This is a genomic window from Herbaspirillum sp. GW103, assembly GCF_000261365.1.
In the GTDB taxonomy this organism is placed as follows: Bacteria; Pseudomonadota; Gammaproteobacteria; order Burkholderiales; family Burkholderiaceae_D; genus Herbaspirillum.
The window spans coordinates 202,844-215,124 of record NZ_AJVC01000003.1 but is presented as its reverse complement, the minus strand read 5'-3'; the positions used below and the strand labels follow the sequence as shown (position 1 = coordinate 215,124).

Here is a 12,281-nt window from a genome sequence, read left to right as displayed (position 1 = left end):
TCGGTAATGGGATCAGGCCGCCTGTTCGCCGGGCGCGCCGAAGTCTTCCGGGAAATGGTTCAGGGCCGACAGCACCGGGAACGGTGTCATGCCCCCCATGGCACACAGCGAGCCGTTGACCATGGTGTCGCACAGACTCTTCAACAGATGGATCTGTTGCGGCCGGTCATCGTTGGCGATGATCTTGTCGATCACCTCCACGCCCCGGGTGGAACCGATGCGGCAAGGGGTGCACTTGCCACAGGACTCGACTGCACAGAACTGCATGGCGTAGCGGGCCTGACGGGCCATATCGACACGATCGTCAAATGCCACCAGTCCGCCATGCCCGATCATGGCGCCGATGGCGGCGAAAGCTTCATAATCGAGCGGCGTATCGAATTGCGAGGGTGGCAGATACGCGCCCAGCGGCCCACCCATCTGCACCGCGCGAATCGGACGGCCCGAGGCGCTGCCGCCACCGAAGTCTTCCAGCAGCTCACGCAGCGTCAGGCCGAAGGCCTTCTCCACCAGGCCACCCTGCCTGATGTTGCCAGCCAGTTGGAAAGGCAGCGTGCCGTGCGAACGGCCCACACCAAAGTTCTTGTAGAAGTCCGCACCGCGCGCCAGGATCACCGGCACCGAAGCCAGCGAGATCAGGTTGTTGATCACGGTCGGCTTGCCGAACAGACCCTCGATGGCCGGCAGGGGCGGCTTGGCGCGCACCACGCCGCGCTTGCCTTCCAGGCTTTCCAGCATGGCGGTTTCTTCGCCGCAGATGTAGGCACCTGCGCCCTTGCGCACTTCCAGCCGGAAGGACTTGCCGGAACCGAGGATGTCCTTGCCCAGATAGCCGCGCTCGGTGGCGATGGCGATGGCTTCGTTCATCGTCGCGATCGCATGCGGATATTCGGAGCGCACGTAAATGTAGCCCTCGGTCGCGCCCACTGCGACTGCGGCGATGGTCATGCCTTCGATCAGCGTGAAGGGATCGTCTTCCATGATCATGCGGTCCGAGAAGGTACCGGAATCCCCCTCATCGGCATTGCAGACCACATACTTCTGCGCCGACTGCGCACGCAGTACGGTCTGCCACTTGATGCCGGTCGGGAAGGCCGCACCACCCCGGCCCCGCAGGCCGGAGTCGATCATCTGCTGGACGATGGCCTCGGGCGTCTTGGCCAGGGCATTCTTCAATCCGACATAACCTTCATGGGCCAGATAATCCTCCAGCGAGAGCGGATCGATGATGCCCACCCGCGCGAAGGTCAGACGTTCCTGGTTCTTGAGGAAGTCCATTTCTTCAGTCAGCCCCAGATGCAGCCTGTGCTGGCCACCTGCAAGCAGCCCTGCATCGAAGAGTCCGGGGACATCCTCGGGCGTCACCGGTCCGTAGGCGATGCGGCCGGCTGCGGTAGAGACTTCCACCAGCGGCTCCAGCCAGAACATGCCGCGCGATCCATTGCGCACCAGCCTGATGGACTGGCCGCGTTGTTGCGCCTGGGCAGCGATGGCGGCGGCCACTTCGTCAGCGCCCAGTGCCAGCGCGGTGGAGTCGCGCGGGACGTAGATGGTCACGATATCGGGTGCGCTCATCATGCCTCCCGCTTGGCCTGGATTAGGCGCTTGAATTTATCGGCATCGACACGGGCATGCAGCTCGTCATCGAGGGTGAGATTGGGGCCGATGGCACACTGGCCCAGGCAATACACCGGCTCCAGCGTGAACTGGCCATCTGCGCTGGTTTCATGAAAGCCGCAGCCCAGCACGTTCTGCGCGTGCTCGGCCAGAGCTTCGCTGCCACGTGCCTGGCAGGCTTCGGCACGGCAGACCTGCACCACGTGGCGGCCTGCCGGTTCCTGGCGGAAAAAGTGATAGAACGAAATCACGCCATGCACCTCGGCGCGCGAGACGTTCAACTCGCCCGCGATCATCGGGACCGCATCGGCCGGGATATAGCCGACCTTGTCCTGGATGCCGTGCAGGATGGGGAGCATGGCACCGGCCATGTCCTTGCGCTCGGCGATGATGCCGCGCACCGCCGCCACGTCGAAAACCTGTTGCCTCTTCATTGTTGCCTCCTGTGTTGCTTCGATGCGGACCGTGTCCTTCTCCCGGAGGATCTTCTGTGGACCGCGCAAATGACGAATGAAAGGAAATGGACCGCCCTAGGGAGGAGCGGCCTGCGGAAAGCAGATCAGGGGATGGGAAGAACAATGCGGCGGCATGACGCCACCCCGGTAAAGGGTGCGCACGGCCGTGCGTGATGAACCAGCTGGTCTCCGTTGCTGCATGTTCTCCCTGCCTTGGGGGTTGGTGTGAACACTGCGGATGCTGGCCTGCGCTTACCCTCAAGGCAAGGGCCGACCATGCTCCTGTTTTTTGATAGTCGCTGACACAAGCCGCCCCGGTTCACGGGGCCATGGCGGCTTGTGTCAGCGGCTTTCGCCGCTGGGGTCCTGCGAGCAGGCCGGGTGGAGCCGGCCTGCCGATGAAGCGAAACTACGAACGACTCAACTGCGCGATCAGCGGAACAGCACGGCCGATTTCTGCAACACCAGGGTGATGCCCCAGATCAGCGGAATGCCCACGGCCGCCCATGCCAGACCGATCATCAGCGGATTGCCGCCGGTACCGATCTGAGCCAAGTCGCCCGAACCTGCACTCGCGACGGCATCGGCTGCCGACTTTTCGTGGGCCAGCTGCTTTTCACGGGCCAGTTCTTCCGGCGTCATGAAGTGCTTGGCCGCGACCGGACGGATCAGCAGGTTGCAGATCAGACCCAGCACCAGCATGCCCGCCAGGATGTACATGGTGGTGTTGTAGACCTGGCTCTTGGGCATGCCCAGGGAGAGCTGATACTCACGCATGTAGTTCACCACCACCGGGCCCAGGATGCCGGCGGTTGCCCACGCGGTCAGCAGGCGACCGTGGATGGCGCCCACCATCTGGGTGCCGAACAGGTCGGCCAGGTAAGCCGGCACGGTCGCAAAACCGCCACCGTACATCGACAGGATGATGCAGACTGCGCCCACGAACAGCGGGATATTGCCGGCCTTGGCCGACCACGGCAGGCTCACGTACAGCACGAAGCCCAGCACGAAGAAGATGGCATAGGTCATCTTGCGGCCGAAGAAGTCCGAGCAGAACGCCCAGGCGAAACGACCACCGATGTTGAACAGCGAAATCAGACCGGTGAAACCGGCCGCCAGTGCGGCGATGGCTGCCTTCTGCTCGACCGACAGATCATTGAAGCCGATGTTCAGACCCAGCAGCTTGCCGCCGAAGACTTCCTGCAGCATCGGCGAGGCGATGCCGATGACGCCGATGCCCGCCGACACGTTCAGGCAGAGCACCAGCCACACCAGCCAGAACTGGGGAATGCCCCAGACCTTGGAGACGTGCACGTGGTTCTGGGTGATCATGGTCGCCGAGGACTTGGCCACCGGCGGGGTCCAGCCAGCCGGCTTCCAGCCGGTGGGCGGTACGCGGTAACCGAAGGCACCGGCCATCATGAAGACAAAGTAGATGATGGCCATGACCACGAAGGTTTCCCACACGCCCACGGAAGTGGGGGAAGCGAATTTCTTCATCAGCGCATCGGCCAGCGGCGTGCCGACCAGAGCACCACCGCCGAAGCCCATGATGGCCATACCGGTGGCCATGCCGCGACGGTCAGGGAACCACTTGATCAAGGTCGACACCGGCGAGATGTACCCCAGGCCGAGGCCGACACCACCGATGACGCCGGAGCCCAGCCACATCAGCCAGATCTGGTGCGTCTTCACGCCCAGGGCCGAGATCAGCAGGCCGCCGCACCAGCAGATGGCAGCGACCACGCCGGCCTTGCGGGGACCGGCGTGTTCCAGCCAGCCACCCCACAGTGCAGCGGAGATGCCCAGCAGGACGAAGAACATGGTGTACATCCAGCCCAGCATGGAAATCTTCCAGTCACAGGTGGACGAGAAGACTTGCGCGAAGAAGCCGATGTCAGCGCCGCAGGCGATGGGCGCGGTCACGCCCAGTGCCTTGGACAAGGGCAGCCAGAATACGGAAAAACCGTAAGCCATGCCGATGCACAGGTGGATTGCGAGCGCCGCCGGCGGGACCAGCCAGCGATTGAAGCCAGGCTTGGCGACTGTGTGTTCCTTCTTCAGGAAATCGAAAGCCATTATTCCTCCGAATATTTTATGAGTGTGATGTGGGCAAATCGAAGGAAGGATTGCATCGCAAAGCCGGTAGGGCCGGATCGTGACACCGACCCATCTTTGCAACGATATCCTTCTCTTATCGTTGATTTATTTATGTACAACACCGCATATATTTTCTATCATTTATGCAGAGTGACGCGAAATTATCACCGATAAACGGCCGTATCAATATGCTTTATTTCACATAAATGTTCAAAGTCCACATCAAACCTCACTGGGAAATCGCCTACGACAACGAGGCGGCGCTGGACACGGCCAATCTGTTGACGCTGCTCACCGCAATCCAGCAAAGCGGCTCGATTGCACGTGCCGCGCAATTGACGCGCTATTCCTATCGTCATGCCTGGGGTCTGTTGCGCGAGGCCGAGCGTCTGTTCGGCAACGCCCTGATCGAAAGCGGGCGTGGTCGCGGCACCACACTGACCGATTTCGCCAGCAAGCTGTTGTGGGCCGATCGCCTGGTGACGGCACGCCTGTCGCCCACCCTGGACAGCCTGGCCTCGGAACTGGAAGTGGAGCTGGGAAAAACGGTCGAAGGCAAATCGGAGAAGGTGCGCATCAACGCCAGTCACGGCTTTGCAGTGGCCGCACTGCTGGGCAAGATCAACGAAGGCCGCCTGCCGGTGGAGGTGCGCTATCGCCACAGCACCGATGCCGTGGCCGCGCTGTCGCGCCAGGAATGCGACCTGGCGGGCTTTCATGTTCCGCTGGGCGAATTCGAGAAACCCGCCATCGCCACCTATGCCAAATGGCTCAACAAGCGCAGCGACTGCCTGATCCACCTGGCCATCCGCAACCAGGGTCTGTTCGTCGAGCCGGACAATCCCAAGGGCTTGCGCGGCCTGGCCGACCTCACCCGCACCGACCTGCGCTTCGTCAACCGCGAGGCCGGTTCGGGTACGCGCATGTTGCTGGAACTGATGCTCCATGGGGCCGGCATCACCCACAAGAAGATCAACGGTTTCGAGAACACCGAGTTCACGCACTCGGCGGTGGCCGCCTTCATCGCCAGCGGCATGGCCGATGTCGGTTTCGGGGTGCAGACCGCCGCGCATCGCTTCGGTCTGGGCTTCATTCCGCTGGTGCGCGAGCGTTACTTCTTCGCGCTGCCGGCGGCCTCCCTGCAGGATCCGCTGATCCGCGCGGTGATCGACATCCTGCAATCGGATGCCTTCCGCAAGGTGGTCAACAATCTGGCCGGCTACGACGCCACTGACATGGGCAAGATCCAGACCATCAAGGAAGCCTTCGGCTAAGCCGCAACGCGCCCCCCGCGCCCCCTGCCCCAAACGGCGCTTGTGGGCGCCCGGCGAAGCGGCTACACTCGCGCCCCTGGCCTGCTGCCGTCCTGGCGGCAGGCCTTGTCACTTTCGCTGCCACTGCCTCACTGCGCCATGAATTCCGCTGCCAGTCCTGCCCCTGTGTTCTCCCCTGCCCTGCCCGCACTGACCGCAATGGATGCGCGCCTGCTACGCCTGCTCGACGCCGTCCTCGATGAAGTCCATCTGGCGCGCGCCGCAGCGCGAGTCGGCCTGCCGCTACCGGCGGCAGCCAGTGCGCTGGAGCGCTGCCGCCAGCTGCTGCGCGATCCGCTGCTGGAAGACGGCGGTACGCAGATGCGACTGACGGCCACCGCACAAGCCCTGCGCGAACCCCTGCGCCTGGCGCTGGCCGGGGGCACCGAGGCAGCACAGGCGACCGTGACCCAGCGCGTACGCATCCTCATGCCGGATTATCCGGCCCAAGTGGTAGCACATGCGCTGTATCAGGCGCTGGCCGCCGACGCGCCGTCGCCGGACCTGGAGTTCCAGACCTGGCTGGGTGATGCCGATGCCGTGGCTCGGCTGGAACGCGGACAGACCGACCTGGTGCTGGGCAGTGCTGCACCGACCGGCCAGGTGCGCGGGCGCGAAGTGCTGCAGGAACGCTGCGTGGCCGTCATGCGGCGCGACCATCCGGCTGCGCACGCACTGACTCTTGCGCGCTGGCTCTCGTATCCACATCTGCAGATCGCCTGCCACGACACCCTCAACCGCATGATCGACGAGCAGATTGCCATGCAGGGTCTGCGCCGCCGCATCGGCATGGTGGTTCCCAATTTCCTGATGGTGCCGGCGCTGTTGCAGGGCTCGGACCTGATCGCCGTCATGCCCATGCACTGCGTGCCGGCGGCTACCGCCGCGCATCCGGTGGCGCTGGCCTGTCTGCGCCCGCCGCTGCCGCTGGAGGCACCCCCACTGCGGCTGCTGCAACATCGCCGTCATGCGGAGGATGCCTCGGTGACGCTGGTGGCGCAGGTGCTGGAACGTATCGTGCGGCAGCGATTCGACGGACGTTGAACGCGTGTCTCGCCTGCTTACACCGTGGCCGATGATGCGGTCACATCCAGATGCTTTTGCAGGAAGCGCACGCATTCGCGCACCTTGGCTGAATTCTTCAGCTGCACGGGATAGACCGCGCACAGGTCGGCCTCCTGAGCATACTGCGGCAGTACCCGTACCAGCCGTCCGCGCTTGAGACTGTCGGTCACATCCCAGATCGAGCGCAGGATGATGCCGTGCCCGTCCACGGCCCACTGGTGGATGACCTCGCCGTGATTGGAGGCCAGAGCGCCCGAGACCTTGACCGTTTCCTGCCCCTTGGGCCCCATCATGCGCCAGATGCCGAAGGACTGGTTGCGCTCACGGATCACCAGGCACTGGTGCTGGCGCAGCGCGGCCAGATCAGCCGGTGCGCCGTGCTTCTTGAGATAGGCGGGACTGGCGCACAGCACACGCTGGCTGGGCAGGATGCGCCTGGAAAACAGATGCGGCTCATGACCCGCGCCCACGCGGATATCGAGGTCGATTCCCTCATTGACCAGATCGATCTGCCGGTCCACCAGCTCCAGTTGTATCTTCAGTTCCGGATGTTCGGTGGCAAAACGCGACAGCAAGGGCGACACCACCTTGCGCCCCAGTCCGAAGCTGGTACTGATCTTGAGCAGCCCGCGCGGCACGCGCTTGGCACTGCTGACGGTTTCCATCATCTGCTCCACATCGTCGAGGATCTTGCGCGCCCATTCATGGACGTTGCCGCCATCCTCGGTCATGACCACGCTGCGCGTGGTGCGGTGGAACAGCCGCACACCCAGCGCCTGCTCCAGCAGCGCGATGCGCTTGCTGATGAAGGCCGGGGAGGCACCCACTTCGCGCGCCGATTCGGCAAAATTGCTGTGGCGCGCCACCACGCAGAACAGGCGCAGGTCTTCCAGCAGGGGAGAATTGTTCACGATATGTAGCCGATGAAGTCCACGATTCGTGGATTATAGTCCTGACCCCGTCTCCGCTCGCATCACAACGAGACGCAGCGCATCGCCTGCCCGCGCGCCCGATCTCCCGCAAAGGCCCGAAATGTGGCAGTCTTGCACCATCGCAACGAATTCTCTTGGAGTGTCCGGCATGAGCCTCATCGAAGAACAGGAAGTCCCGCCCGATCTTCCGCATATCCAGCGCATCGAAGTCAACCAGCTGCAATGTCTGCGCGTGCAGACTGCGCGCGCTGAACTGCTGATCGCCGAGCAAGGCGCGCAGGTGCTGCGCTACCAGGTGCACGGTCAGGAACCGGTGATCTGGATGAGCGAGGAAGCCGCCTTCGAAGCCGGCAATTCGGTGCGCGGCGGCATTCCGGTGTGCTGGCCGTGGTTCGGCGACCTCATGCGCAATCCACCGCAGGTGCAGGCCCTGCACGCGGGCGGGCGCCTGCCTGCGCACGGCCTGGTGCGCGGCATCCCCTGGCTGCTGATGGAGAACGCCATCGAAGGCGATACCGTGCGTCTGGTACTGGCCATCCCGCCCACCAGCGAATCACCGGCGCTACGCCACCTGCCCCCGGGGATCGAACTGCGCCTGGAAATCCTGCTGGACGACCGCCTGCATCTCAAGCTCACCACCCGCAACGGCAGCGAAGAGCACCTCGCCCTGACCCAGGCGCTGCACAGCTACTTTGCGGTCAGCAGCATCCACAACGTGAGCGTCGATGGACTGGAAGGCCGACGTTACATCGAAACCCTGGAAGGCTGGGCCGAGCGCGAACAGAAGCGTGCGCTGGTGGTCAGCGGCGAAACCGACCGCATCTACCTCGACCTGCCGCCGCACCTGACCATCCGCGACGAGGGCTGGAACCGCCGCATCCACATCCAGGCCAGCGGCTCGACCTCGGCCGTGGTCTGGAACCCCTGGGTGAGCAAGGCACGCCGCCTGTCGCAGTTCGCCGATGATGCCTGGCAGCGCATGCTGTGCATCGAGACGGCCAACGTGATGGACGATCTGGTGGAACTGGAGCCCGGCGCCGAGCATACCCTGGGCGTGACACTGTGGGGCGAGACCGCAGGCAGCTGAGGCGCAGCCATGTCGCGGGCAGGCCGCAGAACAGGCAGTGTCGGGATGACCGCACTGCCTTTTTTCATGGCTGACGCTTTCTGCACTGTTCACGAATCGTGTTTTATTACATCACCAGTTCGTAGATGATCCATCGCGTGAAGCGATTTATGATGAGGGCATGTTTTCATTGCCCGGTCACCTCGGGCAGCCCGTCGACCAGTCAACCAGTCAACCAGTCATTCAGAGGAGCAGCAACGATGAGCAAGACCCACAGAATCGCCGTCATCGCCGGCGACGGCATTGGCCAGGAAGTGATGCCCGAAGGGCTGCGCGCGGTCGAGGCCGCCAGCAGGAAGTTCGGCATCGACATCGAATTCACCCATTTCGACTGGGCGCACTGCGGTTATTACGCCAAGCATGGCCAGATGATGCCCGATGACTGGTTCGATCAGTTGAAGGGATTTGAAGCCATCTTCTTCGGCGCGGTCGGCTGGCCGGCCACGGTGCCGGATCACGTTTCGCTGTGGGGTTCGCTGCTGAAGTTCCGCCGCGACTTCGACCTTTACGTCAACCTGCGACCGGTGCGCCTGATGCCGGGCGTACCCTGCCCGCTGGCCAACCGCAAGCCGGGCGACATCGACTTCTACGTGGTGCGCGAGAATACCGAAGGCGAATATTCGGCCATCGGCGGCCGCATGTTTGAGGGAACCGAGCGCGAGACCGTGATCCAGGAATCGGTATTCAGCCGCAAGGGCACCGACCGCATCCTCAAGTTCGCCTTCGAGCTGGCACAGAGCCGTCCCAAGAAGCACCTGACCTCGGCCACCAAGTCCAACGGCATCGCCATCACCATGCCCTACTGGGATGAGCGCGTCGAGGCCATGGGCGCGAACTACCCGGAGGTGCGCCGCGACAAGTACCACATCGACATTCTGACGGCGCACTTCGTGCTGAACCCGGATCGTTTCGACGTGGTGGTGGCATCCAACCTGTTTGGCGACATCCTCTCCGACCTTGGCCCGGCCTGTGCCGGCACGATCGGGATTGCGCCTTCGGCCAACATCAATCCGACGCGCGAGCTGCCCTCGCTGTTCGAGCCGGTGCATGGTTCGGCACCGGACATCTTTGGCAAGAACATCGCCAATCCGGTGGCCACCATCTGGTCCGGCGCGATGATGCTGGACTTCCTCGGCGATGGCCAGGGCAAGTATCGCCAGGCGCACGACGCCATGCTGGCTGCCATCGAAAACGTGCTGGTCAATGGACCGACCACGCCGGACCTGGGTGGCAAGAGCAACACCACGGAAGTGGGCAAGGCGATTGCGGCGGCGATCTGATCGGTCCGCGTCATTGCTGCAGCAGAAAGTGGCTCGCCCTGGTGCGGGCCATTTTCATGTCGGGGGTCATGTCCATTCGTAAAGGGCATGTTAGGATGGCCGCACTTTCATTTTTCGCAATCGATGAGTTGGACATGGCTGCAAGCCTGCGCATGACGCTGACAGGACACCGCGTGCTGGCGGAACTGATCTTCTGGAGCATCACCCTGGTGCTGTTGCTGGAGGACGATGTCGCCATGCTGGCCATGATGCTGACCTGACGCGACGCCCTGCCCGACATGGATCAACGCTCTTCTTCTCCCTCCCCTGCGCCGCGCCTGGCACTGCTACTGGCGGCGGCACTGACGATGACCTGTGTGTCGGCCCATGCCGAGTGGATGCCACTGGGGGAGAACAACATTGGCAGCTTCTTCATCGACAAGAGCAGCATTGTCACCACCCGCAGCGTGCGGCAGGCGCAGATCCTGCTGAACTGGAACCGTCCGCAACTGCTGATGGGCCAGGGCAGCAAGACCTATTACCTGTCGGAGATCTCCACCGCCTACTTCGACTGCAGCGCGCGCCAGCTTGGCTTTGGCAGCCGCAAGATGTATGCGCAGGCCGATGGCAAAGGGCAGTTGCTGCTGGCGCCGCAGCTGGCGTATTCGGATGTAAAGCTTCAGGATCCGATTCCGGGCTCGACGGGGGAACGGGCCATTGAGGCGGTGTGCGGTAAATAATTTTCACATCGGCTGTCTGCCGTAGCTATCGGGGCTTGCTCGGAGCAACGAAATCGGTAATAATCGCTGGCTCGCGTCGCCGGGATGGCGGAATAGGTAGACGCACGGGACTCAAAATCCCGCGCCGCAAGGCGTGCCGGTTCGATTCCGGCTCCCGGCACCAACCAGTTATTCAACGAAGTCCAAAGATGTTCTAAAGCCCGCGTGTCTGCTGACACAGCGGGCTTTTTCTTGTCCGCGTCCGTCCAAGGACGTAGCATTACATCCACGATTAATACCGTCATTTTTGACGGTATCTCCTCCCTACCCAATTCCAGATACCGTCAAACACGCTATGTCTCTGACCGATACCTTTGTGAAGCAAGTAAAGCCCATCAAACCCAATGGCGATAAATACGCCGATGGCGGCGGCATGTATCTTCTCGTGAAGGCAACGGGAAAATACTGGCGGATGGATTATCGACACTTAAACAAACGCAAGACCTTGGCCTTGGGTGTCTATCCCGAAATTTCTCTCGCTAAAGCGAGAAAGCGCCGGGAGGAAGCCCGCGAATTACTGGCAGATGGCATTGATCCCGCCCAAAGCAAGCGGGAAATGAAGCAGGCTCAGATTATCGCGGCAGAAAACACCTTTGAGATTGTCGCCCGTCAATGGCTTTCCAAGACGGCGGCAAATCGCGCTGCCACCACACAGGAGAAAATCACGAACTGGTTGGAGAGCAACGTGTTCCCGATCATCGGCAAACAAGCCATTTCCACCATCGGACCGCGCGACGTGCTCACCGCTGTCCGCAGAATGGAGGCCAGAGGTGCAATCGACTCGGCGCATCGAGTTAAGCAGATATGCGGTCAGGTTTTCAGGTTCGCAGTCGCCGAGGGCACTGCGGAACGCGACGTGACCACGGACCTGCGCGGCGCGCTGGCCGCCGTCCCCAAGGGACACTTTGCAGCCATCACGGAACCCAAGCAGGTAGCGGAACTGCTGCGCGCTATCTACGGATATACAGGACACCCATACACCGTAGCGGCGCTCAAGCTGTCTCCAATGGTTTTCGTCCGACCGGGCGAGCTACGCGCCGCCGAGTGGTCGGAGTTTGACCTTGACACCGCCGAATGGCGTATTCCTGCAACCAAGATGAAAATGGGGGTAGAGCATTTAGTCCCTTTGCCTACTCAAGCGGTAGAGGTGCTGCGCGGCCTCCATGCCCTTAGCGGACATGGGCGTTACGTCTTCCCCAGTATCCGAACTGGCGAACGCTGCATGAGCGAGAACACGGTCAATGCAGCACTGCGAGGTATGGGCTATTCCAAGGAGGTAATGACGGCTCACGGCTTCCGAGCGATGGCGCGCACTATTCTGGATGAAGTTCTTGGCGAGCGCCCCGATCTCATTGAGCATCAATTAGCGCACGCCGTCCGCGACCCTAACGGCCGAGCTTATAACCGCACATCCCATTTACCTGAACGCAAACGGATGATGCAACGATGGGCGGATTATTTGGATAACTTGCGCAAAGGTGCTGATGTGATCCGATTAAGACCTCAAGCAGAAGCTCTACCCTGAAGCAAACGAAAGCGGTCGCAACATAAATCAACCGAACAGTGCACGAACGGCATGGCGGCAAAAAAGGGAGGGCTGGGTATCCCAGCCCTCCCTATAGTTTTCTACAAATT

Annotated in this window: 11 protein-coding genes and 1 tRNA gene; 8 read left to right on the top strand and 4 right to left on the bottom strand. The window is 62.1% G+C overall.

What is annotated here, in order from left to right; genetic code table 11:
- Nucleotides 1-12: 12 nt before the first annotated feature.
- From GWL_RS04460 to GWL_RS04450, 3 genes are all read right to left on the bottom strand, one after another.
- The gene (locus GWL_RS04460) at nucleotides 13-1,575 is read right to left on the bottom strand and encodes an NADH-quinone oxidoreductase subunit NuoF (RefSeq protein WP_008327139.1); all 1,563 of its coding nucleotides are present in this window, start codon (nucleotides 1,573-1,575) and stop codon (nucleotides 13-15) included.
- A complete protein-coding gene (locus GWL_RS04455) occupies nucleotides 1,575-2,051 on the bottom strand; it encodes a formate dehydrogenase subunit gamma (RefSeq protein ID WP_008327136.1) in 477 nt (158 codons plus the stop codon). Before GWL_RS04455 ends, GWL_RS04460 begins: the two co-directional genes overlap by 1 nt.
- 453 nt (nucleotides 2,052-2,504) lie before the next feature.
- A complete protein-coding gene (locus GWL_RS04450; RefSeq protein WP_008327131.1) occupies nucleotides 2,505-4,151 on the bottom strand; it encodes an OFA family MFS transporter in 1,647 nt (548 codons plus the stop codon).
- 227 nt (nucleotides 4,152-4,378) lie between these two features.
- On the opposite strand from GWL_RS04450, the gene GWL_RS04445 reads away from it, so the two are divergent.
- The gene (locus GWL_RS04445; protein ID WP_008327124.1) at nucleotides 4,379-5,446 is read left to right on the top strand and encodes a substrate-binding domain-containing protein; all 1,068 of its coding nucleotides are present in this window, start codon (nucleotides 4,379-4,381) and stop codon (nucleotides 5,444-5,446) included.
- A 138-nt stretch (nucleotides 5,447-5,584) separates the two neighbouring features.
- Nucleotides 5,585-6,529, top strand: a complete 945-nt coding sequence (locus GWL_RS04440) for a LysR family transcriptional regulator (protein ID WP_034350076.1) — start codon at nucleotides 5,585-5,587, stop codon at nucleotides 6,527-6,529.
- Between the two features lie 17 nt (nucleotides 6,530-6,546).
- Here the strand turns inward: GWL_RS04440 and GWL_RS04435 are convergent, their stop codons facing one another.
- Nucleotides 6,547-7,461, bottom strand: a complete 915-nt coding sequence (locus tag GWL_RS04435) for a LysR family transcriptional regulator (RefSeq protein WP_008327103.1) — start codon at nucleotides 7,459-7,461, stop codon at nucleotides 6,547-6,549.
- A gap of 169 nt (nucleotides 7,462-7,630) precedes the next feature.
- Here GWL_RS04435 and GWL_RS04430 point away from each other — a divergent pair, with 169 nt between their 5' ends.
- The 6 genes from GWL_RS04430 (at nucleotide 7,631) to GWL_RS04405 (ending at nucleotide 12,171) form a co-directional block, all read left to right on the top strand.
- Nucleotides 7,631-8,569, top strand: coding sequence for a D-hexose-6-phosphate mutarotase (locus tag GWL_RS04430; protein WP_034350074.1), 939 nt, complete (start codon nucleotides 7,631-7,633; stop codon nucleotides 8,567-8,569).
- 239 nt (nucleotides 8,570-8,808) lie between these two features.
- Nucleotides 8,809-9,888, top strand: coding sequence for a tartrate dehydrogenase (locus GWL_RS04425; protein ID WP_008327101.1), 1,080 nt, complete (start codon nucleotides 8,809-8,811; stop codon nucleotides 9,886-9,888).
- Nucleotides 9,889-10,022: 134 nt separating this feature from the next.
- Nucleotides 10,023-10,148 (top strand): hypothetical protein, encoded by a 126-nt coding sequence (locus tag GWL_RS24000; RefSeq protein WP_008327100.1) that lies wholly within the window; start codon nucleotides 10,023-10,025, stop codon nucleotides 10,146-10,148.
- Between the two features lie 18 nt (nucleotides 10,149-10,166).
- Entirely contained in the window at nucleotides 10,167-10,607 is a 441-nt protein-coding gene (locus tag GWL_RS04415; RefSeq protein WP_008327099.1) for a surface-adhesin E family protein, read from the top strand.
- 78 nt (nucleotides 10,608-10,685) lie between these two features.
- Nucleotides 10,686-10,770 (top strand) — tRNA-Leu (locus GWL_RS04410).
- Between the two features lie 171 nt (nucleotides 10,771-10,941).
- On the top strand, nucleotides 10,942-12,171 hold the full coding sequence (locus GWL_RS04405) for an integrase arm-type DNA-binding domain-containing protein (protein WP_034350073.1): 1,230 nt from the start codon (nucleotides 10,942-10,944) through the stop codon (nucleotides 12,169-12,171).
- Nucleotides 12,172-12,281 lie beyond the last annotated feature (110 nt).